22 protein-coding genes are annotated in these 23,873 nt (G+C 70.2%); 5 read left to right on the plus strand and 17 right to left on the minus strand.

All coding sequences use genetic code 11. The features are described from left to right. Positions 1 to 93 precede the first annotated feature (93 nt). The 3 genes from LZ199_RS23020 to LZ199_RS23030 are packed head-to-tail and all read right to left on the minus strand — an operon-like array spanning position 94 to position 3,082. Positions 94 to 1,851 (minus strand): cytochrome c oxidase subunit I, encoded by a 1,758-nt coding sequence (locus LZ199_RS23020; protein ID WP_253995892.1) that lies wholly within the window; start codon positions 1,849 to 1,851, stop codon positions 94 to 96. Next, positions 1,848 to 2,777, minus strand: a complete 930-nt coding sequence (locus LZ199_RS23025; protein ID WP_253995893.1) for a cytochrome c oxidase subunit II — start codon at positions 2,775 to 2,777, stop codon at positions 1,848 to 1,850. The genes LZ199_RS23020 and LZ199_RS23025 overlap by 4 nt, the downstream gene beginning before the upstream one ends. Beyond that, complete coding sequence (locus tag LZ199_RS23030; RefSeq protein ID WP_253995894.1) at positions 2,774 to 3,082, minus strand: hypothetical protein; 309 nt, start codon at positions 3,080 to 3,082, stop codon at positions 2,774 to 2,776. The genes LZ199_RS23025 and LZ199_RS23030 overlap by 4 nt, the downstream gene beginning before the upstream one ends. A 523-nt stretch (positions 3,083 to 3,605) precedes the next feature. On the opposite strand from LZ199_RS23030, the gene LZ199_RS23035 reads away from it, so the two are divergent. Continuing rightward, positions 3,606 to 4,265: an SCO family protein gene (locus LZ199_RS23035; protein WP_253995895.1), complete on the plus strand. Its 660-nt coding sequence runs from the start codon at positions 3,606 to 3,608 to the stop codon at positions 4,263 to 4,265. Positions 4,266 to 4,808: 543 nt separating this feature from the next. Here LZ199_RS23035 and LZ199_RS23040 read toward each other — a convergent pair. The 13 genes from LZ199_RS23040 to LZ199_RS23100 all read right to left on the minus strand — a co-directional run bounded on the left by LZ199_RS23040 (position 4,809) and on the right by LZ199_RS23100 (position 18,795). Next, entirely contained in the window at positions 4,809 to 5,264 is a 456-nt protein-coding gene (locus LZ199_RS23040; protein WP_253995896.1) for a hypothetical protein, read from the minus strand. A gap of 150 nt (positions 5,265 to 5,414) precedes the next feature. Further along, complete coding sequence (locus tag LZ199_RS23045; RefSeq protein WP_253995897.1) at positions 5,415 to 5,894, minus strand: hypothetical protein; 480 nt, start codon at positions 5,892 to 5,894, stop codon at positions 5,415 to 5,417. Positions 5,895 to 5,948: 54 nt separating this feature from the next. Then, positions 5,949 to 6,482, minus strand: a complete 534-nt coding sequence (locus LZ199_RS23050) for an O-acetyl-ADP-ribose deacetylase (RefSeq protein ID WP_253995898.1) — start codon at positions 6,480 to 6,482, stop codon at positions 5,949 to 5,951. A 125-nt stretch (positions 6,483 to 6,607) separates the two neighbouring features. Beyond that, positions 6,608 to 7,195, minus strand: coding sequence for a Fis family transcriptional regulator (locus LZ199_RS23055; RefSeq protein WP_253995899.1), 588 nt, complete (start codon positions 7,193 to 7,195; stop codon positions 6,608 to 6,610). 230 nt (positions 7,196 to 7,425) lie between these two features. After that, positions 7,426 to 8,775, minus strand: coding sequence for a universal stress protein (locus LZ199_RS23060; RefSeq protein WP_253995900.1), 1,350 nt, complete (start codon positions 8,773 to 8,775; stop codon positions 7,426 to 7,428). A gap of 166 nt (positions 8,776 to 8,941) precedes the next feature. After that, positions 8,942 to 9,358, minus strand: a complete 417-nt coding sequence (locus LZ199_RS23065; protein ID WP_253995901.1) for a type II secretion system protein GspG — start codon at positions 9,356 to 9,358, stop codon at positions 8,942 to 8,944. Positions 9,359 to 9,412: 54 nt separating this feature from the next. Beyond that, complete coding sequence (locus tag LZ199_RS23070) at positions 9,413 to 10,870, minus strand: adenylate/guanylate cyclase domain-containing protein (RefSeq protein ID WP_163868542.1); 1,458 nt, start codon at positions 10,868 to 10,870, stop codon at positions 9,413 to 9,415. A 130-nt stretch (positions 10,871 to 11,000) separates the two neighbouring features. Continuing rightward, a complete protein-coding gene (locus LZ199_RS23075) occupies positions 11,001 to 12,059 on the minus strand; it encodes an OmpA family protein (protein WP_253995902.1) in 1,059 nt (352 codons plus the stop codon). Positions 12,060 to 12,122: 63 nt separating this feature from the next. Next, the gene (locus tag LZ199_RS23080) at positions 12,123 to 14,996 is read right to left on the minus strand and encodes a GAF domain-containing protein (RefSeq protein ID WP_253995903.1); all 2,874 of its coding nucleotides are present in this window, start codon (positions 14,994 to 14,996) and stop codon (positions 12,123 to 12,125) included. Positions 14,997 to 15,116: 120 nt separating this feature from the next. After that, positions 15,117 to 16,238, minus strand: coding sequence for a hypothetical protein (locus tag LZ199_RS23085; protein ID WP_253995904.1), 1,122 nt, complete (start codon positions 16,236 to 16,238; stop codon positions 15,117 to 15,119). Positions 16,239 to 16,539: 301 nt separating this feature from the next. Then, the gene (locus tag LZ199_RS23090) at positions 16,540 to 17,424 is read right to left on the minus strand and encodes a tryptophan 2,3-dioxygenase (protein WP_253995905.1); all 885 of its coding nucleotides are present in this window, start codon (positions 17,422 to 17,424) and stop codon (positions 16,540 to 16,542) included. A 131-nt stretch (positions 17,425 to 17,555) separates the two neighbouring features. Further along, positions 17,556 to 18,089 (minus strand): cell wall protein, encoded by a 534-nt coding sequence (locus LZ199_RS23095; protein WP_163868546.1) that lies wholly within the window; start codon positions 18,087 to 18,089, stop codon positions 17,556 to 17,558. Between the two features lie 193 nt (positions 18,090 to 18,282). Next, complete coding sequence (locus LZ199_RS23100; protein WP_253995906.1) at positions 18,283 to 18,795, minus strand: hemerythrin domain-containing protein; 513 nt, start codon at positions 18,793 to 18,795, stop codon at positions 18,283 to 18,285. 303 nt (positions 18,796 to 19,098) lie between these two features. On the opposite strand from LZ199_RS23100, the gene LZ199_RS23105 reads away from it, so the two are divergent. The 4 genes from LZ199_RS23105 (at position 19,099) to LZ199_RS23120 (ending at position 22,689) form a co-directional block, all read left to right on the plus strand. Beyond that, complete coding sequence (locus LZ199_RS23105; protein WP_253995907.1) at positions 19,099 to 19,821, plus strand: lysophospholipid acyltransferase family protein; 723 nt, start codon at positions 19,099 to 19,101, stop codon at positions 19,819 to 19,821. Then, complete coding sequence (locus LZ199_RS23110; RefSeq protein WP_253995908.1) at positions 19,814 to 20,701, plus strand: alpha/beta fold hydrolase; 888 nt, start codon at positions 19,814 to 19,816, stop codon at positions 20,699 to 20,701. The genes LZ199_RS23105 and LZ199_RS23110 overlap by 8 nt, the downstream gene beginning before the upstream one ends. After that, positions 20,698 to 21,633 (plus strand): proline dehydrogenase family protein, encoded by a 936-nt coding sequence (locus LZ199_RS23115; RefSeq protein ID WP_253995909.1) that lies wholly within the window; start codon positions 20,698 to 20,700, stop codon positions 21,631 to 21,633. Before LZ199_RS23110 ends, LZ199_RS23115 begins: the two co-directional genes overlap by 4 nt. A gap of 186 nt (positions 21,634 to 21,819) precedes the next feature. Continuing rightward, a complete protein-coding gene (locus LZ199_RS23120; protein ID WP_253995910.1) occupies positions 21,820 to 22,689 on the plus strand; it encodes a hypothetical protein in 870 nt (289 codons plus the stop codon). 57 nt (positions 22,690 to 22,746) lie between these two features. Here LZ199_RS23120 and LZ199_RS23125 read toward each other — a convergent pair whose 3' ends face one another. After that, positions 22,747 to 23,301, minus strand: a complete 555-nt coding sequence (locus LZ199_RS23125) for a hypothetical protein (protein WP_253995911.1) — start codon at positions 23,299 to 23,301, stop codon at positions 22,747 to 22,749. Positions 23,302 to 23,873: the final 572 nt, after the last annotated feature.

The raw sequence follows: 23,873 nt of genomic DNA on the forward strand, positions 1-23,873 counted from the left end.
CCCCCCATCGGGTTGCGCTCCGCGCTCATATGGCGCACCTCGGTCCGTACACGGTGCTCGACATGCGGTTGGCTGGACTTCGTCCGTGCTCGCTCATGTCACGCTCCGCACGGTGGACACGGTGCCCTCGGAGGCGGGCACTGCTTCTTCAGTCGTGTCCTGTCGGGCCACTCCTGGCAGCACCTCCGCCTGTCCAATCCAGTCGCGGCCGAGTCGCTCCAGCACCTCGGGCTGCGACAGCGCATGCGGCCCGCGCAGCACCACGGGGACTTGCGTGAAGTTGCCTTCACCGGGCGGGCTCGAGGCGCACGTCCACTCGAGCGTGCCCACCTGCCACGGGTTCGCTTCCGCCGCGCGCCCTCGCCGCAACGTCCACACCAGGTTCACCACGAACACGACCTGGACAGCGCCGAGCAGGAACGCGCACACCGTCGTCCACTGGTTCAGCGGCAGCAGGTGCTTCAGGTACGTGTATTGGTACGGGTCATACAGCCGCCGCAGTTGTCCCGCGTATCCCGCCGCGAGCTGTCCGCCGAAGACACCGAGGAACAGCACCGCGCTCGACAGCACGTGCACCTTCGCGAGTCCCTCGTGCAGCGCGCGCCCGAACATCTTCGGGAACCAGAAGTAGAGGCCCGCGAAGACACCCAGGAAGCTGGCGGCTCCCATCGTCAGGTGGAAGTGCCCCACCACCCACAGCGTCCCGTGCAGCGGCACGTCCGTGGCCACCGCGCCCAACGCCAGGCCCGTGATTCCGCCCAACCCGAAGACGACCATCGTCGCCAGCGCCGCGAGCATCGGCGACGTCAGCCGCACGCTGCCTCGCCACAACGTCATCAGCCAGTTGAGGAACATCACCTCCGCAGGCAGGGAGATGAGCAGCGTCAGCACCATGAACGTGCGCCCGAGCAACGGCGACATGCCACTGGTGAAGAGGTGGTGCGCGTAGACGAGCCCGCTCAGCGCGGACACCGTCCCCATGGCTCCCGCCGTCAGCCGATAGCCATGCGCGGGCTTGCGGCTGAAGAACGCCACCAGGTCCCCCACCATGCCCCACGCGGGCAGGATGAGGATGTAGACCTCTGGATGGCCGAACAGCCAGAAGAGGTGCTGGTACACCACCGGGTCCCCACCACCGCCCACCGCCGCCGCGCCCGCGATGAAGAACTGTGTCCCCAGCAACCGGTCCATCAACAGCAATGCCGTTGCGGCGGCCAGCACCGGCACGAAGAGCACGTTCAACACCGAGGCGAAGAAGAGGCCCCACACCGTCAGGGGCAGCCGTCCCCACGTCATCCCCGGGGCTCGACACCGCGCCACCGTGACGACGAAGTTCAGGCCATACGTGAAGGCCGACGTGCCCGCGCACAGCACCGCCACCGTCACCAGCGTCTGTCCCAACCCGGGAGTGAAGGCCGACGTCGACAGCGGTGGGTACGCCGTCCACCCCGCGCTCGCAGGCCCAAGCCGCACCGCGAACGAGGCCAGCACCAGCACGCCCCCCAGCGCGTATATCCAGTAGCCCAGCGCGGAGAGTCTCGGGAAGGCGAGCCCTCGCGCGCCAATGGCCAGCGGCAACACGAAGTGCCCCAGCGCGCCGAAGAGCAGCGGCGTCACCGCGAAGAAGATCATCACCAGGCCGTGCATGGTGAAGACGGCCGTGTACGTGGGCGGAGTCAACGCGCCTCGGGACTCGGGCAGCGCCCAGGCGAGCCCTGGCACCGGCTGCCCCGGCCACGCCCACTGCCAGCGGATGGCCAGCGCGAGCAGTCCGCCCAGCAACAGGAAGCCCAGGCCGCTCCACAGGTAGCGCCGCGCCACGTCCTTGTGGTCGAGCGAGAGCAGGCTCACGGTGCCTTCCACTCCCAGCCCCAGTGGGCCGCGCTGTCATCCACGTCGTAGGCCTGCACGGCCTGCCGTCCCGCTTCGCGCAGCCACGCGGCATACGCTTCCTGGGACAGGGCGCGCAGCTCGCCGCGCATCCGATAGTGGCTGGTGCCGCAGTGCTGGTAGCAGGCCACTTCCCACGTGCCCTCGCGTGCGGCTCGAAACCAGGTCTGATTCACGCGTCCCGGAATCGCATCCAGCTTCACTCGGAAGTTCGGTAGCGAGAAGCCGTGCACCACGTCCGTGGAGACCAGCTGCACCCAGACGGGCACACCCGCGGGCACGCGCAGGTCGTTCCACGTCACCACGTCGTCGGGGGTGTTGAAGCGGTTGTCTTCGCCTGCGTAGCGCGCCTCCCAAGACCACTGATGCGCGTTGATTTCGATGCGCACCGTGCGCGGGTCCGTCGCGGGAACCTGGAGGTTCCACAGCACGTCCCGGAGGTAGCCCTCCGAGCCCACCAGCAGCGCTCCGTCCACCACGAGGAACGTGCTCAGCGCCAGGCCGAACACCCACGCGCGGGAGCGCTTCGTGCCACCGTCCGAGGCCGCTCGCTTCGCGTTCCGGAAGCGCCACACCGCGACCACCATCCACCCGAGCGCGAGCGCGGCCATCCCCGCCTCGAAGCGGTGACTCCAGCCCAGCAGCGCGTCGATGCGGTGCCCGTCGACACTCGCGTCCTCGGGGAGCGCCAGCGTCCTCGCGCTCGTGGCCGAGGGTGCGTTCGATGATGGCTGGGTCCTTCCCTCGACGGACGTGCGCTCGCCTGGCAGCGCGTCGATGCGAGGCCTGTCGACAGCAGCATCCTCGCGGAGCGCCAGCGTCCGCGCGCTCATGTCCGAGGTCATGCCCGACGACGGATGGGGGGCTGTCTCGGCGGAGGTGCTCACGCGCCATCCTCCCGAGAGGCCTCCCGGCCCGCGCGCCGCACCGCCCACAGCCCCACGCCCACCACCAGGAAGGGCGTGAGCATCAACCCGACCACCAGGAGCGCCGAACGCACCGCTGACTCGGGCTCGCGCAGGGAGCACGTCGCACAGGCGAGCACGTCCAGCGGCATGAGCGCCATGAGGAGCCCGACGAGAGGAATCCTCCCGAGCATCTTTCTCTCGGGGGCGCGGGACACGGCTCTCTGTCCTGAGCTGGAACAGGCGTCGCGAGTCACCTCGGTGACGTCCACGCCTGCGAGAGCCATGCGCCCCTCCATCGCTTGTCCCTGAAGACGGGATGCGGCTCGCCCACTTGAGCGGGTGCGCTCGCATGAAGCTTTCGTCGTGGCTGAGTCGCCATCGAGGGACAGGCTCCCTCGCAGCACCCTCATCGGAAGACGAAATGCGGCGTATCGACCCGAGTCGAGGAACTCGCCCATCCCTCGCTCCGGAGGAGTGGATGCGCCTTCATGGAGTGGCGGGCGCCCAGCCATTCCTCGCTCCAGAGAGCCGGATGCGCTTCCACCGGGGGACATGCTCCGGCGAATCCCTCGCCCCGGAGGGCGGGACGCGGCTCGTCGACCCGGTATGGAGCGCTCGCCAGTCATCACCGCCTTCCCGGCTAGCACGCGGCCCTGGTGGTCTCAAGCCACGGGCTCCTCGCGCGCTCCCTCAGGCCCGCCTGCCCTCGGGGCGGCCTGATGCCCGCTACAGCTCGCGAGTAGGCAGGTTGACCCTGGGCCGTCCGACGCGCTTGTGCCCTCCCGGGCCTTTCGTTAGGTCCGGGCCATGTCCGCCGACTCTCCTCTCGCGCTCCCCCCGGCCCGTCTCACGCAACGCCCTGGCTTCTGGGCCGGCATCGCCGTCGTCGCGCTGGGCCTCGCCGCGGTCGCCGCCGTCAACCTGATGCGCGCGGGCAGCGAGCCCCTGCCCCAGCTCGGCGCCCTCCCGGACTTCACCTTCACCCGGCATGACGGACAGCCCTTCGGCAGCGCCCAGCTCCGAGGCCACCCCTTCATCGCCAACTTCATCTTCACCCGCTGCCCCACCGTGTGCCCCGCCTTCACCCGGAAGATGGCCCAGGTGCAGACGAACACCGACTCGTTCGGGACGAACCTCCAGTTCGTCTCCTTCTCCGTCGACCCGAAGTACGACACGCCCGAGCGCCTCACCGAGTACGGCCAGCTCCACGGCGCCAACTTCGCGCGCTGGAGCTTCCTCACCGGCGACTACGACGTGCTCAAGGACACCATCGTCCACGGCTTCAAGGTCAGCATGGGCCGCGAGCCCGGCGCCGCCGAGGAGGACCTGCTCTCCATCTTCCACGGCACCCACTTCGTCCTCGTGGACTCGCATGGACAGATTCGCGGGTACTACGACAGCGCGGACAGCGACTCGACCGACCGGCTCCTGCGCGACGTGAAGCGGCTGGCCCACGAAGAGGGCTGACCCCAACTACCCTCCCTGAAGCCGGGCCGTGATGATCCACCCGGCCCACCGCGCTCTTCAGGGGAGTCGCTTCACGGACTCGCGACATCGCCTCTCGACGGCGTGATCCGCTGCCTCGGAAGCTGAGAAAAGCAGCCTCAAATCCGCACACTGAGTACGGCCCCAGTCTCATGTCGTAAGGATCACGATGGGTGCCGGACCACCCAGGTCTGGTTTCCGGCACCTCTGGGCGAGGCCGGCTTCACCATGACCGGAGGCGCCGCTGGGCTGCTTCCTCATGCGGAAGACCCGGGCTCGGCCATCGCGCCGCGAGTCCTCGGCTGACCTCGCAACGCCAGAGAGAGCTGCCCCGCATCGCGGAAGGCCGGCCCTCGGTGCCCATCCATCTCTGCCCGCCCCTGCCCTTCAACGCCAGAGGGCCAGCCCCGCTCCTGCGGAAGGCCAGCCCCAGCTCCTCTGCCCCGCAAAGCCGAAGGGCCGACCCCGCTCTCGCGGAAGGCCGGCCCTCGGTGCCGCATCATCGCGCCAGGGGCGCGAGAGCGCTTACTCGATGAAGGAAGCCTGACGCTGGGCGAAGATGTTCTGCACGTTCTGCTGGCCCAGGAAGTTGTCCGCGAACGCGTCGACCTTGTCGGCGCCCTTGCGAACCGTCTCGGCGACCTTGACCACGTCCTCGATCTTCGTGGCGGCCTTCGCCAGCGCGCCGATGCCACCGATGGGGCCCTCGCCGACCAGCGACGTGACGCCCTGCTTCATCAGGTTCTCCACCACCGGGGCCAGGAACTTGCCCAGGAAGGGGATCTTCTTGATCTGCTCGCTGATCTTGTCGGTGATGGGCGAAATCACCTCTTCAGCCGGCTTCTTCAGGAAGTCGAGGACCTTGCCGCCGATGTTCGCGATGCCGCCGGCGACCTTGCTGACCGTCTCCGCCGCCTTGCCGAGCAGCTCCAGGGGCTTCTGAATCAACTTGAGGGGGTTGAAGCTGGAGAACAGGCCCATGGCGCGATACCTCGAAGAGAAGAAAGGGGAGAGGAAGAAGGAAGTTTTTGCCGAAGCGAAGACTCAGAGTGATTCTCGGCGGAGCGGTTGATTTGTTTCCGCCGGAATTTCCGTCGGATTTTCTCCGACATTCCGCCCCGGGGTACGAACTCAGGCCCGGCCGCCACCACCGCGCTTGATCTGATCCAACATCGCCTGCCGCGCGGCCGCGTCCTGGGGACCCGCCGGAGCCGCAGGAGGGGCCGAGGCCGCGGGAGTGGCCGGGTCCGGCGTCGTCAGCGAGGGCTTCCCGCCGCTCGCCTTCTGCTCGAACTTGGAGTTGTCGAAGTCGGGCGCGGAGCCGGGCAGCTCCCCCTTCATCCCTCGGATGATGATGTCGGCGGCCTCGTCGGACGTCACCGGGGTGATGCCGTTCTTACGCAGCTCGTCATCCGGGACGATGTTCAGCTCGGGCTGCAGGTCCTTGTCCTGGGCGTACTTCAGGACCAGCTCCACGTAGTCCTCGAGCTTCATGTTCACGGCCGCGGCGATCTTCTTGGTGTCCGAGTCGTTCAGAAGCTCGGCGCGGACCACCTCGATGGGCCGCTTGAGCCCGCGCTTTGGCTTACCAGCAGCGTTTTCCTGAGACATGTGATGCTCCACGAAGAAAGGACGTGGGCGAAACTCTAGCCCAGTTTTCCTCGTTCACACATTCTCGCCCCCGGCAGCCCCCTGTAGCCCCGCGAGCGCGCGCTGATACGTCTCCAAATCCGCCTCCGAGAAGAGGACCACTGTCACCTTCTCAAGGTGTGACAATCGGGCGAGCGCCGCCTGGATTTCCCGGAGGGCCACGGGCGCCGCCTTCTCAATCGGGAAGCCGTAGATGCCGGTGGAGATGGAGGGGAAGGCCACCGAGCGCAGCCCCAGCTCCGACACCCGGGCGAAGACGCTCTTGTAGCACCGGGCCAGCGTGGCCTCTTCGCCCTGCGTGCCGCCGCGCCAGACGGGGCCCACGGTGTGGATGACGTGACGGGCGGGCAGGCGGTAGCCGCGCGTCACCTTCGCCTGGCCGGTGGGGCAGCCGTGCAGGAGCCGGCACTCGGCCACCAGCTCCGGGCCCGCCGCGCGGTGGATGGCGCCGTCCACGCCGCCGCCGCCCAGGAGCGAGCTGTTGGCCGCGTTGACGATGGCGTCCGCGTCGACTCGGGTGATGTCTCCTCGGATGAGCTCCAGCGACATGGGGTCTCCTCGCGTCTTCGAGTGGGCCGGGCGCCGACGGGCCCTCGCACCAGGCTCCACGCTCCACGCCTGACGGCGCGAGGGGACACAGTGCCCCTCGCGCGAGGAGCGCGCACGCGCGGACTTCAGCGAGGCGACAGGTTGCGGGCCGCCGGCTTGCGCGAGCTGGAGACGGACTTGCGCGCCTTGGGCAGCGTGCGAGTCACCGAGCCAGGGCGACGGGCCTCGGCGGCCTCGCGCTCCGACTCCGCGGCGGCCTTCGCGGCGGCGGCCTTCAGCGCGAGCTGCTCCGCCTGGAGCGACCAGCGCCGCCGCAGCAGCTCCCGCAGGCCGTCCTTCTGGAGGTCCACCTGCGCCTGGTGCAGCCGGTAGTGCAGGTCCTCCCGCAGCGTGCCGCGCGAGAGCGCCGCGTCCGCCGCGCCCGACACGCCCACCACCACCTTGGGGCGCTCCTCCTGCATCTGGAGGCAGCGCAGGATGAGCCCCTGCGCGTCACGCCCGAGCTTGGCTGCGTCGGGGATGAACAACACGCCGTTGCGCTGGCGAAGCGCCGCGGCCAGGTCCGTGGCCTGCTTCACCTCCACCAGCTCCACGTCGAAGTTGCGCGCGGCCTCCTGGGCCCAGCTGCGGCGCTCCTCCTCCGTGCCGCCGTGGATGATGAGCGAGGCACGATTGCAGACGAGCTCTTCTTCTCGGTAACCACTGAGCGTCACCGGCAAACCCCCTGCTGTGATGCGTGGTGCGGGGGATTCTAGCGCCCCATCGGGTCTTCCGTTCAACGGGCCAGGTATCCTGGCAGGTGGGGCCAGAATCGACCCACCTGAAAACCCTTTCATGTGTACCTGGGTGACTGCTGTCTCAAGAGCGTCACGACCCCGGAACCACCTCACGAGCCTGGAACCACCTCACGAGCCTGGAACCACCTCACGAGCCTGGAACCACCTCACGAGCCTGGAACCACCATGACGGGCCGGCGGCAGCGCGCCACCAGCTCCCGAGCCACCGCGCCGGGCAGCGCGTCCTGCTCTCGCGCGGGCCCACCCGAAGTCCCCAGGCAGACCAGGTCCACGCCCTCGCGCTCCGTCGCCTGGCAGATGGCCAGGGCGATGTCCTCGCCGGTGACGCCCTCCACGCTCCAGCGCAGCGCCTGGGCGCCCTCGTCGCGAGGCACCAGCTCCCACAGCCGCCGCAGCGTCACGTCGCGCTCGCGCGGAGGCTCGGGCAGGACGCCGTAATGGTCGATGTAATCCCCCGCCTCGCCCAGGCGCTTGCGGTGCACGTGCAGCAGGTGCACCCGGCCGCCCGGCCCCACCAGGGAGCGGGCCTGGGAGATGGCGCGCGCGCTCGCCTCGGAGAAGTCCACCGGCACCAGCACGCTGCGAGGCGGATGCGCGTGCCGGGGCTCATGCAGCACATCCGGCACGCACACCACGGCCTGCTCCGCATGCCGCAGCACCCCAGCAGACACCGAGCCGTGCCACAGCCGCTTCATCGCCCCCCGCGCGCGCATGCCCACCACGACGAGGTCCGCGCCGCGTGAGAGCGCCACGTGCAGCAGGTGGTCCGCGGGCCGACCGAAGCCGGGCTCCAGCACCACCTCCACGCCGCCCTCGCCCAGCAGGTCCCCCACCTGCTCGCGCACGTCGCGCAGCAGCACCGTCTCCACCGCCGCGTCCAGCGCCTCCATGTCCCGGGCCCGAGGCTCCAGCAGGTCGACATGGACGGGGGTGTGGATGCCCAGCCGCTCCCGCTCCTCCAGCGGCGAGCACACGTAGGTGGCCAGCACGTCGCACGGGCCCACCCGGCGCAGCTCGCGCAGGAAGGCCACCGCGGCGTCGGCCGTGGGGGACAGCGGATCCACGCCCACCAGGACGAGCAGCCTGCGCCGCCCTCGCAGCCAGTCCACCAGCGCCTCCGCGCGGCGCACCGCCAGCACCGGGCCGCAGCCCCGTCGGGCCAGCCGCTCCGGCAGCGAGGCGCGCCTCCAGGCCGACGTGCGCCAGCCCTCCGCCGCGGCCACCACCCAGCGCGAGTGCCGACACTCCTCGTCGGCGAGCACCTCGTCCGCGTCCGAGCGCACCCGGCAGCTCACCCGCCCCGGGGGGAGCTCCAGCCGCTCCGCCAGGGCTTCCAGGTGCCGCTGGGCCTCCAGACGCGAGGCCTCCGTCAGCGGCTCGCCGTCCATGACGCCCACGAGCAGGAGCGGCTCTCCCAGCCTGGCCGCCAGCGCCGCGGCGACCTCCACTTCCCGGGACTCCCGCGCCATCAGCGGGCTCGCACAGACGATGGCCATGGCCGCCCTCCTCGCGGGGATGGCCTGGACTCCATCCCTCCTCGGGACAGATGCGCACGATGCCACCGGGCGGGGGGCCCCTCCGTCACGTCAGGCTGTCCCGGGCTCGAGGTCCGGGGCCCATCGCACGCAGGCCCCCGGGTCGACCGAGGGCACGGCAGGACGGCTACTTCGCCTTCTCGGGCCGGGGGTGCCCGTCGTGGTTGGTGTGGTCCTGCTCCTCGCGGCTGCCACCCCGGTCGTCGCTCAGGCCGAAGGTCGCGATGAAGACCTGGTTGCCGTTGCTGGTGTACCGGTAGTGCCGCCCCCAGGGGTCCAGCGGCAGCGCCGGCAGGTACTTGGGCACCAGCAGGGGCTCCAGGTCCGCCTCTTCCGGCAGCGCGTTGCCGTCCGCGTGGAAGCGCGACAGCGCGTCCTCCAGCACGGCGATGTCCTGGTGGATCCTCTCCGAGTACACCGCCTTCGAGCGCGTCAGCGCCCCCACCAGCACCGCGCACATGAGGGCGAGGGCGAACACCAGCCCCACCCACAGCACGGGTGAGCGACGGGAGGGCGGAGGGCGGTCATCAGCGGACGGATTCATGGCCCCCACCCTACCGCCAGCGGCGGCCCAGGGTGGGGAAGACTTCACGCGGGACTAAAGCGCGCGGAATAGCGGCACCGGCTGCTGCTTACCCTTCAGGCGGACGGGCGGCAGGTCCTCGAAGGCCGTCTCGTTGGCGTCCACCAGCTCCCGGGTGCGCTCGCCCACGAGGATTTCCCCCGGGCCCGCGAGCGCGCACAGCCGCGCGGCGACATTCACCGCGTCGCCGATGCAGGTGTACTCGGAGCGCACCGTGCTGCCGATGTTGCCGGCGACGACGACGCCCGAGTTGATGCCCACGCCCAGTTCCAGCACCAGCGGGTGGCCCTCGCGTCCGTTGGCGGCCCACTCGGCCTCCGCCTCCACGCGCAGGTCCGTCATCGCGTCCATCATCATCTTCGCGCACTGGAGCGCGCGCAGCGCGTCGTCCGTGCGCGCCACCGGGGCGCCGAACACCGCCATCAGCCCGTCGCCGAGGAACTTGTCCAGCGTCCCACCGCACGTGAGCACCGCGTCCGACAGCCGGCCCAGCACCTGGTTGAGCACGCCCACCACCTGCTCGGGAGGCAGGCTCTCCGCGAGGCCGGTGAAGTTGCGGATGTCCGCGAACAGCACCGTCACTTCGCGCTTCTCGCCGGTGAGCACCACCGCGTCCGCGCTCTTGAGGATTTCGTCCACCACCGCCGCGGAGGTGTAGCGGGCGAACAGCTTGCGCATCCGCTCCGTCTCGCCGGTGCGGCGCACCACGCTCTCGATTCGCGCCGCCAGCTCGTCCATGGACGCGGACTTGTTGACGTAGTCGTCGGCGCCCGCGCGCAGGCCCCGCACGCGCTCCGCCTCGCGGTCATTCGCGGTGAGGATGATGACGGGCAGCCCCCGCGTGGGGCCCTCCTTGAGCCTGCGGCACAGCTCCACGCCGTCCAACCCGGGCATCTCCAAGTCACTCAGGACAATGGCGGGCTGAAGGCGGCTCATGCCCTCCAGCGCCTCGAACGGGTCCTGGAAGCAGAGGACCTCGTAGCCCAGGGCCACCAGCCCCTCCTGGACGAAGGCGCACGCCAGCGGGCTGTCATCCACGACGACGACGCGGCGGCGCCCGTCGATGAAGGGCCGCGGGTTCTCCTGCCGGCCGGCGATGCGGTTCTGCAGGCCGAGCGCCTCGTAGATTTGCTTGTACGTGCAGTGGCCCTGCTCCACGAGGATTTCGCCCAGCTTGCGGCCGTCGCGGCGCTGACGGGCGAGCGCCTCCTCGAGCTGCGCGAGGGTGACGTACTTCAGCCCCACCAGCAGCTCGCCCAGGGCGGGCTGCGAGGGCCCCTTGTCGTGATGCAGACCCAACGCCTCTCCCAGCGCGTCCTGAATCTGCTCCCGGGTGACGTAGCCGAGGGAGATGAGCGCCTCGCCCACGCGCTGGCCGGTGAGCGCCTGGAGGGCCAGGGCTTCCTGCACCTGCACGGGCGTGACGATACCCAGCTTGAGCAGCAGGTCACCAAAGAGGGGGGATGCGCTCATGGGGTCACCTCGGCGTCCGGTGGAGCCTTGGACGCGGACGCCAGAGTATCCCACCTCCCGACGCTCCGGGAGGACTCCAGGGACGGGACGAGACGAGGCGCCCACGACCCGCCCCTTGGTGGCACCCGCGTCATCGCCGGGGTGCGGGACGGGGGGACTTCCGGGAGGGCGGCGGAGGGAAGGTGAACTCCACGCGGCGATTGGCCGTGCGGCCGAGCGACGTCCCGCTCGACTCCAGGGGCTTGTCCGCCCCCAACCCCTGCGCCTCCAGCCGCTCCGTCGGCACGCCCTGCCCCTCCAGGTAGGCGACCACCGCCTCCGCTCGCGCCTGCGTCAACGCGCGCCCGGTCGTCGCATCGTCCCAGGCGTCGGTGTGTCCCTCGACGATGACGCGCTTCAGCTCCGGGTGCGCGAGCAGCACCCGGGCCACGTTGTCCAGCAGGGCGTGGGAGCTGGGGTGGAGCTTCGCCGTCTGGCTCTCGAAGGTGAGGCGCTCCAGCAGCTCCAGCTTGTCGCGCCGGAGGCTGACGCGCTGCTTGTCCTGGGCCGGGCAGCCCTGGTTCGCCCCCGGGCCAGACGTCGTGGGGCAGTTGTCCCGGTGGTCCGCCTGGCCGTCGCCGTCCCTGTCCCGCTCGGGACACCCGCTCAGGGAGGGGACGCCTTCGTCACGAGGACAGGCGTCGTCCTCGTCCGGAACGCCGTCGCCGTCCTCGTCCTTCTCCGGGCAGCCCTGTCGCTCCACGGGGCCAAACTCCTCGGGACACACGTCCGCGTCACCCTCCACGCCGTCGCGGTCCGGGTCGATGATGGGGCAGCCCTTGCGCTCCAACGGGCCGGCCTCGCGGGGACAGGCGTCCTTGTGGTCCTCCACGCCGTCGTCGTCGAAGTCCCGGGCGGGACAGCCCTCCCGGAAGGCGGGGCCCGCGTGGCGCGGACACTTGTCCACCGAGTCGTCCAGGCCGTCGCCGTCGGTGTCCTTGATGGGGCAGCCGCGCGTGGCGACGGGCCCGTGCATGAGCGGGCACGCGTCCTCGGCATCGGCCACACCGTCGCCGTCGCCATCGGGAGCGGGCCGGGCCTGGGGCGAATGGCCACAGCCTGAAGCGAGCGCTCCTCCCAACATCAACAAGAGGGCGAACAGGACTCCGCCGCGCGAGACTCGCATCATCACCGCGTCACCAGAGCGCACGGGGCCGAGCGCTGTCCAGGTGATGTGTCACGCCCAAGCCGTTCGCCGACGGGAGGCGCGGGCTCACGTCGGCAGCGTGCCGGACAGGGGCAGCTCCACGGTGAAGGTGGAGCCCTTGCCGGGCTGGCTCTGCACGCGGATGCCACCGCCGTGGGCCTCGACGATGCGCTTGGTAATCCAGAGCCCCAGACCCAGGCCCTTGAAGTGCTGCGCGGACTCCGAGCGCTCGAAGCGCTCGAAGATGCGCTCCTGGTCCTCCAGCGCCACGCCGATGCCCTGGTCCTTCACGGCCAGCTCCGCCACCGCGCCGCGCTGCTCCACCTGCACCGTCACCGGACGCCCCGCGCCGTACTTCGCCGCGTTGGACAAGAGGTTCACCAGCACCTGCTCCAGCCGCAGCTTGTCCCACTGCCCCACCACTTCCTCGTCCGCCAGCAGCAGCACCTCGCTGCCCGCGCGCACCAGCTCCTCGGACATGCGCGACACCAGCTCGCGCGTCAGCGCCGCCAGGTCCAGCTCCTCGCGGTTGAGCGTCAGCCGGCCCGCGCTGATGCGCGACACGTCCAGCAAATCGTCGATGAGCAACCCCAGTCGCTGTCCCGCGCGCGCCGCCTTCTCCGCGCGCTCCGCGAGGCCACTGGCCGCCACCGCGTCCTTCGCCATCCGCGCCAGCAGGTGAATCTGGAGCTGCAGGGCGTTGAGCGGCGACTTCAGCTCATGCCCCGCCACCGACAGCAGCTCATCGCGCGCCTTCACCGCCTGTGTCGCCGCGCCATACAGCCGCGCGTCCTCGATGGCCAAGGCCGCCCGAGCGGCCAGGCTCTCCAGGAGCGCGCGCTCCTCCGCCGTATACTCGCGCCCGCGCGCCTCGCGGATGACGCCCAGCGTGCCCAGCACCCGGCCTCGTGCGCCCAGCGGGACGATGATGAGGCTCTGCGGCCCGTAGTGCTCCAGGAAGGTGACGCCCTCGGGAGAAGGGTCCCCGAGCAGCTCCTCCGCGCTCAGCCGGGGCACGAAGAGCGTCTGCCCCGTGGCCACCACGCGGCCGGACAGCCCTTCGCCCACGCGCGCGGGATTCATCCGCAGCGACGACTCCAGCACGCCGCGTGCGACGGGGTCCGGGTGGTGCGCCGCCACCAGCTCCAGCTGCTCCCGGTCCTCCGCGAGCAACTGCAGCACGCACCCGCCGCCCAGCGCCTCGGACACCTTGCTCGCCAGCACGTCCAGCACGGTGGGCAGGTCCAACCCCGCCTCGGCGATGAGCTGGCTGACCTGCACCAGCACGTGCAGTCGCGCGGCGCCGCGGCGGCTCTCCTCTTCGGCCGCGCGCGCGGCGCGGAACAACCGCGCGTTGTCCATGGCCAGCGCCGCGCGCCGCGCCAGCTCCTCCGCCAGCGACAAATCCGTCGCGTTGAAGGGCGCCCGCTCCGCGTCCCGCACGAAGGTCAGCGCGCCCAGCGTGCGCTGCCGGGCGACGAGCGGCGTCAGCAGCAGCGCGCTGGTGCCCCACGTCGGCTCGCCTCCCGTCGCGGAAGGCACGCGCGTCCTGCGGGTCTCCATGCGGGATTGCCCGCTGGCCAGCACTCGCGCCAGCGTGGAGGGCTGGCCGGAGTCCAGCGGGAAGCTCGTCAGCTCCAGCACCCGCTGCGCCTTCTCCGGGTCCGCGTGCAGCACCGCCAGTCGCCGCACCACGCCCTCGTCGTACGAGTCCACCGAGCACCCGTCCGCGAAGTGGCCCAGCGCCAGCCGCGCCACGCCGGACACCGTCTCCTCCCAGCCCAGCGAGCCGGACACCAGCGCGCTCGCGTCCGCCAGCAGGCTCAGCCGCGCGCCCAGCGCCTCCGCCTCCAGCCGCGCGGTGTGCTCACGCTCGTACAGCCGCGCGCGCTCCAGCGCCTGGCCACACTGCCGCGACAGCCCGACGATGGACGTGCGCTCCAGCGCGGTGAAGTCCTTCTCCCGCTCGAAGCCGAAGGCCAGCGTGCCGAACACCCGCCCCTCGACGAACAGCGGCGCCAGCGCCAGCGCGCGCAGCGGCCCCTCTTCCATCAGCGCCGCGAGCCTGGGGTAGCGCGCCTGTATCGCCGCCAGCGTCTCCAGCCACACCGGCGCCTCCGCCAGCACCGCGTCTTGGCCCGGCAGGTCCTCGCCGGTGCGGGGCAGCACGCGCAAGGGCTCCAGGAGTCCCTCCGGCACCCCCACCGCGGCGATGAGCTCCGCGGACGCGCCCCCCTCGGGCGTCAGGTGCACCATGCCCGCCGTCGCGTCCACCGCCGGCAGCCCCAGGTCCAACACCACGTGGGCCACCTCCTCGCGGGTGAGCGTCTGGCCGAAGGCCTCCGTCACCGCCTGGAAGCGGCTCAGCCGCAGCACCTCCGCCTGTTCGACCTCCGCGCGGGCCCGCTCCACCTCCCCGCGAGTCCCCTCCACCGCCAGCTCCCGCTCCAGCGCCAGCCCCGCAAGGCGCGCGTAGAGGCCCAGGCGTTGGAGCTCCTCCTCCGACGGCACCCGCCCCTCGGCCAGCAGCGCGCCCAGCACGCCGACCACCCCCCGAGTCACGGAGGCGGACACCGGCAGCGAGACGAGCCCCACCGCGCCCAGCTTCCGCCGGGCCTCCGTCGCTCCCGCGAGCAGCGCGTCCCGCTCCAGGTCCACCGACAGGTACGGCAGGAGCGCCCCGTCGATGTCGCGCGTGCCCGCCAACAGTCGCTGGCCACACGCCTCCACCACGTCAGCCGGCAACCCGGGCGTGGCGAGCGTGTGAGGGACGCTTTCGTCCTCTCGCCAACAGAGGAAGACGTCGGACACGGAGAGGGCGGCCGCGGCCTCGCGCAGCAACGCCTCCAGCACCGCCCGCACCGGCGGCGCCACCGCCAGCCGCGCCAGGGACCGCGTCACGCGGTCCGTCGCGGCCAGGTTGCCCTCGGGCACCTTCATGCCCACACGTCCCCCCGGTCCGGGCCCACTGGGGCCCACCGCGAAGCGCCAGTGTCCCATGTCGGCCAGGGCCGCGAAACCCGCGGACCCCTGTCCTCAGGTACAGGGGGGCCTCACCGTTCAGTGGGCGAACACATTGAAGAAGGCGAAGAAAATCTCGAGGACGATGAGCAGGACGATGACCGCCTCCAGGGTATGGGAGCGGTCGATGTCCACGTCGCCCTTGAGCAGGCCATACGTCTGGGCGAGCAGCTGCTGCTTGCGCGTGACGGAGCCCTGCCAGGCGGAGATGCGCATGCGGCGCACCGCGCCCTCGTAGACCTTGGCCAGGTAGAAGTCGCCGATGATTTTCAGGCTGTTGTCCACGCGCTCGATGAACTCGTTGAGGTCCACCAGCGTGGTGAGCGTCTGCCGCGTCAGCGTGCGGTACGGACTGCGGAACAACCGCGTCCACCCGTGGCGCTTGGCCTGCACCTCGTCGTGGATGCGGGCGATGTGCTCGTCCAGCCGCTCGTCGTAGTAACGGAACTCCAACAGCTGCGCGTTGGCGATTTCGAGCAGGTCCGGGATGTCCCCGGAGCCCGACGGCTCGTAGACGAAGGCGCTGTTCCAGTCGATGACGACCAGGTCATTCACCGTGTAGCTGAAGCGCATCTGCGTGACGGCTTCACTCTCGCGGCGGGACAGCGGCGTCTGGCCGTTCTCTCCCAGGAGCAGCCGCGCCAGGTCCGCGCCCTCCAGCAGCTCCTCCGCGGACGGGTTGCCCTGGATGCTCTCCGCGAAGATGACGGTGTAGCTCTCGTTCTGGTCCCACAGGTGCGGCTCCTGCACCGCGGAGGCGATGGTGTTGCGCACGCCCTCCACCAAATCCAGCGCCAGGTCCTCCAGCGCCTGGCTGTCGTACAGCTCGTCCGCCACGCGGGTGAGGTGCTCCAGGGACGTGCCCGGCACCACCGGCACGCGCAGGATGATGGACGCGGCGCCATGGTCGAACAGGCGCGCCGTGGCATCCACCGTGACGGGCCCGTCCTTCAGCGCGAGCGGCCGGCGCCCCAGCTCATACGCCAGCGGCGGATTGGGGAGCTGGAGGTACTGGCCATTCTCGCGCGACAGCTTGAGGCGGCGGGTGTCCTCGGACACGGCCTTGCGCGCGCGCTCGAGGTTGATCTCCTCGGCGATGTCGAAGGTGCGGTAGCAGAGGATGTGGGCCTTCTCGAAGAGCAGGGGAGCCGAGGCAGCCATGGTGCGCGCAAGCCTAGCGCGCCCCTCCCCCACGCCAGGCCCTGCGCACCGACCCTGTCGACGAACCGTCAGTCTTGAAGCCAGGAGCGGGAGGCCCGGAGCCCGGGAGCCGACCACACCACCCGCTCGCCGCTCGCCCGCCCGGCGGACAGGGTGGCTTCCGACACCCGCCCATCCACCCCGTCACATTGTCGATGTTTCACTCGGGCGAAGCCTGTCAGCGAAGGGCCCCGCCATTCCTCTCAATTGGCCGCACGTCAAGACTGGGGCGCAACGCCTGCCATGACGGCCCCGAGCGCGCTCATGTCGACGGTTTATGAGCCCGGGCCGCGGGGGGTGCCAGCTCCGTGCGCACATCCCACAACTCCGGGAAGAAGCGCAAATCCAAGGCCTTGCGCAGGAAGGACACCCCGGAGGAGCCCCCCGTGCCCTGCTTGAAGCCGATGATTCGCATCACCGTCATCATGTGACGGTAGCGCCACAGCTGGAACCGCTCCTCGGTGTCCACCAGCTTCTCGCACATCTCGTACGCATCCCAGTGCGCGTGCGGGTCCTCGTAGATGCGACGGAACACCTCCACCACCGCCGGGCTCTTCACGTACGGCAGCCGCCAGTCGCGCTGGGCGTGGTCCTCCGGAATCGCGTGCCCCGTGCGCGACAGATGGCGCAGGAACTCGTCATAGAGGCTGGGAGACTCCAACAGCCGCTCCAGCTCTCCATGCACCTCCGGCTGGTGGCGGAAGGGACCCAGGGCGTTGGAGTCCTTGTTGCCCAGGAGGAACTCCACCGCGCGGTACTGCCAGCTCTGGAAGCCAGACGCGGGCCCGAGCGCGTCGCGGAACTCCAGGTACTCATTCGGCGTGAGCGTCTCCAGCACGCTCCACTGCTCGAAGAGCATCCGTTGGATGTTCCCCACGCGCGCGAAAATCTTGAACGAGGGCTCCAGCCGATCCGCCTGCACATAGCGGATACACGCGCTCAGCTCGTGGATGAGCAGCTTCATCCACAGCTCGCTCGTCTGGTGCTGGATGATGAAGAGCAGCTCGTCGTGATGCGGTGGCTGCGAGCGCGGAACCTGCGCCGTCAGCAGCCTGTCGAGCTGTAGGTAATCACCGTACGTGGTCCTTCCGGCCAGGTCGGTGATGATTCCAGGCTCCAAATCGCGTTTGTTCATGGGCCCGGGCATTCATGCCCCTGCAAGCCCCCGCGGGCAAGACTTCCCGTACGGGCTGCCCCCGAACCCTCTCCCTGCCAGGGAGCACGGTTGACGGAGGTGCGGTCACTGTCTGCCCGGGCCGGGGCCAAACGTGCCGCTGATTAACCGTTCGCTGCTTGGGCGGCGGCGGCCAGGGCCTTCGACGCGGCGCGGCCACGGGGCAGCTTGATGTCCTCCACGCTGTTGGCGGGCGCGTAGTCGACCCACGCGGACGGACGGCGGTTGGTCTTCTCCAGCATCCGCAGCTTCTGGTAGTGCGCGGCGCAGTAGCCCTTGGTCCGGCTGGGCTTGCCGCAATCGACGATGGCGCACTCGCGCGAGCCATCCGCCGAAGCCGACGGCTTGCGGCCACGGCGCTTGCCACCCGCCGACACCGACGCCGCCGCGCTCACCGCGCCACGCGCCGCCGCGGGAGGACGACCGACGGCCTTGCGGCCCGGCTTCGCCGCCGCGACCTGGGCGCCGAACAGGGGGCCCACGACCTCGGCCAGGGGGGCCAGCCGCTCCGCCACGTTGCGCAGTGCATCCAGATCCGCCGTCCCGGACTCCAGGCGGGAGACCACGTCACGCAGCGGCTTGAGCTGGACCTCGATTTCGTTACGGATCATGTCCCGAAACGCTTTATCCACGGACATTCGTTCAATCCTCGTCTTGGCTAGTCTGGTTGTTGAAGGTATGGAAGGGGGAGTTGATTTGTGATGCTGCTCATACCCATACCTTCCAATTTAGGATTTGTCTAAAGGAAGCGATAAAAGGTGTGACTGAAGGACGTATCACCCCCCCTACCGTACCGGTCGGGGTCCCATTCCAGTGGGGCGGGAACGGCGCTCAGCCGTCCCAGCGGAGGTCTTCCAGCAGGGGGGTGGACCCCGAGACAAAGGGCCCCGAGGCCAGGGTGCGCAGCTCTTCGCGAGCCAGCATCAGCTCCGCGCGCAGCTGTCGCTGCTCGAGCGGGTCCAACGCGGTGGTGAGTCTGGGCAACAACGCACTCTCTTCTTCTTGGAAATGCGCGACGGTCAGATCCTCGAGCGCGAACAGCCGGGCCTGCCAATCGGTGTCGCCCAGGGACAGCTCCTCCAACTCATCCATCAGCTCGCGCATGGCCTGATGATCCTCGGCCTGCTGATGGGCACGAGAGCGCCCCTCTACCCGGGCCACCAGCGGTTGCAGACAGCGCTCCTCCAGCCAGGTGTGCAGTCGCAACAGCTCCAGCAGCTCGCGCTGGGCGCTCGAGGGCTCCTCCTCCGCGCCGGAGACGAGCCGCTCGAAGCGCTCCTCCAGCTCACGGTGCTCCTCCACGAGGATGTCGAACGGGCCTCCCATGCCCTCAACCATCTGCATGGTTCAGCAGGCAGACAACCAAAGCTGCGCTTCACCCTCACATTATTGAAACTCAAACGACAGGTCGAGCGAACGTTCGGCGGGCTGAAACAACGACCCGCATCGTGCCCTGGTGGGCGGCTGAAAGCCCATGGGTGCGGGGGGCGAAGCGTTGCCTACTCAAAGCAACCTCCGGGGTGGGCAGGGCGAGTCCCCCCAAGGACGGTGCGTGGGTTTGCGATGACCGAGGGTGCGGGAGCGGGGGCCCGGCCGGCTGCTCGGGTTGGATGGCGATGGGAGGGGGCGTCTCCATCATGACTCCTCGTGGAAGCTCCGCTCGCCACCGTGCGCAGGGCCGTGTTCCACCTCGCCGAGCGGGGCGCGGCGATGTCCGCGCTCTATCACCGGGCCCGGCTGGTGGGCGTCGAGCATCTGCCGAGGAGCGGCCCGGTGTTGCTGGTGGGCAACCACGGCGTGTGGGGTTACGAGACGCCCGCCTTCTTCCATCTCCTGCACCGGGCCACCGGGCGTCCGGTGGTGGGATTGGCGGAGCGAGGCTTCTTCCGCATTCCGGTGGTCCGCACGGTGTTGCCCTGGCTGGGCGGCGTGGAGGGCACCCGGGACAACGCATTGGAGGTGTTGCGCGCCGGGGCGCTGGTCGTCTGCTACCCCGGAGGCGCGCGCGAGGTCTTCAAGCGTCCGCGCGGGCGCTACCAGCTGCGTTGGGAGCATGCGCTGGGCTTCGCGCGGGTGGCCTCGCATGCGGGGGTGCCGGTGGTGCCCTTCGGGGGCTTCGGCGTGGACGACACGTTCCTCTTCCCGCCGGGTGAGGCCCGGCTGGGGCTGCACCTCACCAATGGGGAGAAGTACCGCGTGCCGCTGCTGGTGGGACTGGGGCCGCTGCCGTTTCCGGTGCGGCTCACCTTCGCGCTGGGCAGTCCCCACACCCCGCCACCGGCGGGCGCCTCCGAGCCGCGCCTGCGCGCGTTCCGCGACAGGGTGGCCACCAGCGTGCACCGGCTGCTGGTGAGGGCCCGCCATGCTTGAGATTCCGCCTCGCGCCCTCGTGCCCGCGCGCGTCCCTGATGTGGAGGACGTCCCTGACGGCTACGCGCACCTGCGCTGTGAGGAGCGCGAGGTGAAGGGCACCTCCGTGCGGCTGTTCACCTTCCCCGAGGGCGACACCGATGTAGCCCGCACCGTGGTGTGTCTTCCGGGACTGGGTGCCAACGGACGCTCCTTCGCGCCGATGGAGCCGCTGGCCGGGCGGCTGCGCCTGTTGCTGTGGACGCCGCCGTTGCACACGCCCGCCACGCACACCCCGCTGCAGTGGAACCTGGCGGTGCTGAATCATCCCGAGGCGAGGCTGCCGGAGCGCTTCGCATTGGTGGGGTCCTCCTATGGCAGCCTCCTGTCCATCGCCTTCGCGCTGGCGCATCCGGAGCGGGTGAAGGCGCTGGTGCTGGTGTCTCCGGTGGCCAGCGTGAGGCGGGTGCGGAGGCTGGCGGTGACGCTGTCCACGCTGGTGCGCACGCCGCGTCCGCTCGCGTATGTCTTCGCGCCCACGGTGGCGAGGGTGCTCGGGGGCGCGAGGTTGCCGCCCGAGGGCCGCGCGGAAATCGTGCGCGAGGCGCGGCGGCTGACACCCGTGGAATTGCTGCGCCGGCTGCGCGACGTGCTGGCCGCGGACTTCCATTCCCGCCTCCACCAACTCCGCGTGCCCACGCTCGTCGTCCAGGGCGGCAAGGACCTGCTGGTGCCACCTCACGCCGCGCGCGACGTGGCTGAACACATCCCGGGGGCCCGGCTGGAGCTGCTGCGCGACGCCAGCCACCTGCCGTACATGAGCCATCCGGAGGCGTTCAACGCGGCAGTCGGCGCGTTCCTCCAGGAGTACGGCACCACCCCTCCAGGACTCACGTCATGAGCGATACCACCGCGCAGCTCTCGCGCTCCGCCCTGCTGTTCCTCTCGCGCCAGGAAGGGCTGAAGGACTGGGCCACTCGCATGGGGCCCCTGCGGCGACTGTCCCGGCGCTTCGTCGCGGGCGAGAGCCTGGAGGAAGCACTGGACGCGGTGAAGGCCCTCACCGCGCGCGGACTCTGGGCCTCGTTCGACCACCTCAACGAGGCGGTGCGCGACGCGGCGGAGACACGAGACGAGGTGCGCGAGTACCGCCGGCTGCTGGCGCGCATCGACCAGACGGGCGTGAAGGCCAACGTGTCACTCAAGCTGACGCAGTGCGGACTGCTGCTCGACGCCGCGCTGGCGCTGGAGAACGCGCGCACCGTCGTGGCGGACGCGCGGGCGCGAGACACCTTCGTGCGCATCGACATGGAGCACGGCGCGGTGACCCAGGCGACGCTGGACATCGTCCGCGCGCTGCACGCGGAGCACGGTGAGCGACACGTGGGCGCCGTCCTCCAGAGCTGTCTGCGCCGCACGGAAGCAGACGCCCGCGCGCTGTGCGCCGAGCGCGTGCGCATCCGACTGTGCAAGGGCGCCTACCTGGAGGGACCGGACATCGCCTTTCCAGACAAGGCAGACGTGGATGCCAGCTTCGTGCGGTGCATGAAGGTGCTGCTCGACAGCGGCGTGTATCACGGCATCGCCACGCACGATGAGCGGATGATTGACGCGACGCTGGAGCACGCCGCGCGCCGGGGCCTGCCGCGCGACGCGTTCGAATTCCAGCTGCTCTACGGCATCCGCGAAGACCTCCAGCAACGGCTCTCCGAGCAGGGCCACCCGGTGCGCGTCTACGTGCCCTACGGACGTCACTGGTACCCGTACCTCATGCGCCGCATGGCCGAGCGCCCCGCCAACCTCGCGTTCGTCGTGCGCCACCTCGTGCGGTGAGTCGCGACCCCGGCGCGCCGGGCGACGTGAGCGTGGGTGAATGGACAAACGTCCCGTCCGTGAGTCCCGGGCGCTCAGGATTCCCCCGCGCCGCGCGTCTTTCCCTCTCAAGAATATCGGGTCGGCCCGCGTGTCCCGCGCGGAGTCAGGCTCACCGGGCGGCGCTGTCGCTCGGAGGGGGAATCCATGTCCAGGCTGCCCATTCACCGCGGACTCCGGGTGTGCGCTCGGACCGTGGCGCTCATCCTCATATCGACGGGCCTCGCGTGCGCCTCCACCGGCTCGAATCGCTCCGGTGCGCACGAGCCCTTCGAGCACGAAGAGGCCCGACGTCGGGAAGCGCGCCAGGTGGCCCGACAGGTGGCGGTGCTGGCCGGGAGCGTGCGCGATGTCGACTCGCGGTTGGAGCTCACTTTCTGGGCGGAGCGCGGGGCCCTCACGCTGGTGGGCTACCAGTCGGTGGAGCGCGGCGGACGGGCCGGACGCACCGTCGACCGCGAAGACCTCCAGCGAACAATCGCCCGCGCGCTGATGTCCACCACCCATCACTCCGGGGGTGAGGTCGTCCTGCGGCTGCGGCGCGAGGCGGCCTCGTGGGCCTTGGAACCGGGCGCGTCCTTCGCCAGCGAGCGGCCTCTCCAGGCCCGTCAGGTCGCCGGACGACGCGAGGACGCGATGCCCGAACCGGCCGCGCTGGCGACGGACCTGCGGCGACTGCTCGAGCCGGTGCGCGTGCCCGCGAACGGCACCGTCTGGGCGAACGTGTCCGTGCACCTGCGCGACGGCCGCGTGGTGGGCTGGGAGCTGGAGGACTGGCGCGTGGTGCGGGCAGGCCGTGGGAACAAGACGCCCAGGCCGGTGTCACGCCGGGTCGTCGAGGAGGCCACGTCCGTCGTGCTGCTCTACGCGCCGGGCACCGGCTCGCGCTCGCTGCACCTGGGCCTGCGCCTCATCCATGAGGGCACCGCACCGGCCGCGGAGGGTTGGGTGGAGGAGACCCGGGTGCTGCCGCTTGCGCGTCCGAGCGGGGGCGTCAGCCGCCTCACCCTGCCCTGACGACGAAGCTCCGGCGCGCGGCGGAACCAGGCCCGCCGCGCGCCGGGAAAACAGACTCTAGAAGTAGCCGCCCACCGTGGTGCCGACGCTGAACGTCACGTCCACGTCGTCACCCAGGCCGATGGCCAGGCGAGGACCGGCGCCCACGAAGAAGTGGGACGTCACGTGGTACAGCACGGGCGCGTAGCCCTCCAGGATGACGGTGGAGGCCGAGCCGGTGCCGTCGGGCAGCGACAGGATGTTGTCGCCCACGAACAGCGTGACGATGGCCTTGGGCCAGAACGACAGCTTCTCCGAGAACGGGATGTTGTAGCCCACGCGCGCGTTGATGCCGAAGGCCGCCAGCGAGTCCCCTTCACCGAACAGCACGGACAGGTTGATGCCGCTTCCGATGGAGAGGTTCTCCTTCAGGAAGTAGTCCACGCTCGGCGCCAGCCTGAAGAAGCCGTACCCCGCGCCCTCCGTCGTGTAGCCCAGGTCCGCCGACGCATCCGAGCTGACGACAATCTGCCCGGCGTTGCCGAAAGCACCACCCGTCGACTGCGCGAAAGCAGTCGTCGACACCATCAACCCAGCCGCTACGGCCATGGCCTGCCACTGATTTGCCTTCATGAAGCGTCCCTCCGTTGCGTGTGCCCGCGGTCATTCCCGGGCGCTCGGCGGCCTCTTCTAGTCAATGAAGGCGGGCGCGCATCCTTTTTTCGTCGCCCCTGTGTCCTCTACCGCATGAGCGCAACTTGAGAATTCTCGCCGCGAGCCCGCGCCTCACGCGGGTTTCATCACCGGGAGACGCCGCGCGTGAGACATCGCTGAGACATGGACGGAAGCCCTGGCGCGGACACGCGGGAGGCCGTCCGCGAGCCCGGGCTCACGGACGGGAGGGGCGGCCGGGATGGAGGAGTCGAGGTCCCGGCCGGCCCTCCCATGCGCGAGGTACCGTGCCCCGAGCAGCCCTGAACCACTCGGAAGGAGCGCACGGTACGAGGACACCGGTAGCAAGCCCCACGCCAGACGAACTCCTGGTGAAATCAATCCCTTGTCAGCCGGAAAGACCCGGAATGCCGCCCTGAGCGTCCGAAGTCGGGACGCGCACGTCCCAGAAGCGAACAGAATTGCAATGATTGGCATATCTTCGCGTTGCCGCCTGTCCGTAGGATTCCACCCAACCCCGTCATGCGGCGCCC

The sequence above is a fragment of the Myxococcus qinghaiensis genome, from assembly GCF_024198215.1.
Classification (GTDB): domain Bacteria; phylum Myxococcota; class Myxococcia; order Myxococcales; family Myxococcaceae; genus Myxococcus; species Myxococcus qinghaiensis.

Excerpts from the sequence above, each read along its gene's own strand:
- LZ199_RS23115 (WP_253995909.1), top strand. The coding sequence starts at position 20,698 with ATGAGCGATACCACCGCGCAGCTCTCGCGCTCCGCCCTGCTGTTCCTC.
- LZ199_RS23030 (WP_253995894.1), bottom strand. The coding sequence starts at position 3,082 with ATGGCTCTCGCAGGCGTGGACGTCACCGAGGTGACTCGCGACGCCTGT.
- LZ199_RS23040 (WP_253995896.1), bottom strand. The coding sequence starts at position 5,264 with ATGGGCCTGTTCTCCAGCTTCAACCCCCTCAAGTTGATTCAGAAGCCC.
- LZ199_RS23085 (WP_253995904.1), bottom strand. The coding sequence starts at position 16,238 with ATGGCTGCCTCGGCTCCCCTGCTCTTCGAGAAGGCCCACATCCTCTGC.
- LZ199_RS23045 (WP_253995897.1), bottom strand. The coding sequence starts at position 5,894 with ATGTCTCAGGAAAACGCTGCTGGTAAGCCAAAGCGCGGGCTCAAGCGG.
- LZ199_RS23110 (WP_253995908.1), top strand. The coding sequence starts at position 19,814 with ATGCTTGAGATTCCGCCTCGCGCCCTCGTGCCCGCGCGCGTCCCTGAT.
- LZ199_RS23095 (WP_163868546.1), bottom strand. The coding sequence starts at position 18,089 with ATGTCCGTGGATAAAGCGTTTCGGGACATGATCCGTAACGAAATCGAG.
- LZ199_RS23050 (WP_253995898.1), bottom strand. The coding sequence starts at position 6,482 with ATGTCGCTGGAGCTCATCCGAGGAGACATCACCCGAGTCGACGCGGAC.
- LZ199_RS23090 (WP_253995905.1), bottom strand. The coding sequence starts at position 17,424 with ATGCCCGGGCCCATGAACAAACGCGATTTGGAGCCTGGAATCATCACC.
- LZ199_RS23125 (WP_253995911.1), bottom strand. The coding sequence starts at position 23,301 with ATGAAGGCAAATCAGTGGCAGGCCATGGCCGTAGCGGCTGGGTTGATG.
- LZ199_RS23060 (WP_253995900.1), bottom strand. The coding sequence starts at position 8,775 with ATGGCCATCGTCTGTGCGAGCCCGCTGATGGCGCGGGAGTCCCGGGAA.
- LZ199_RS23080 (WP_253995903.1), bottom strand. The coding sequence starts at position 14,996 with ATGAAGGTGCCCGAGGGCAACCTGGCCGCGACGGACCGCGTGACGCGG.
- LZ199_RS23035 (WP_253995895.1), top strand. The coding sequence starts at position 3,606 with ATGTCCGCCGACTCTCCTCTCGCGCTCCCCCCGGCCCGTCTCACGCAA.
- LZ199_RS23070 (WP_163868542.1), bottom strand. The coding sequence starts at position 10,870 with ATGAGCGCATCCCCCCTCTTTGGTGACCTGCTGCTCAAGCTGGGTATC.
- LZ199_RS23100 (WP_253995906.1), bottom strand. The coding sequence starts at position 18,795 with ATGCAGATGGTTGAGGGCATGGGAGGCCCGTTCGACATCCTCGTGGAG.
- LZ199_RS23065 (WP_253995901.1), bottom strand. The coding sequence starts at position 9,358 with ATGAATCCGTCCGCTGATGACCGCCCTCCGCCCTCCCGTCGCTCACCC.
- LZ199_RS23120 (WP_253995910.1), top strand. The coding sequence starts at position 21,820 with ATGTCCAGGCTGCCCATTCACCGCGGACTCCGGGTGTGCGCTCGGACC.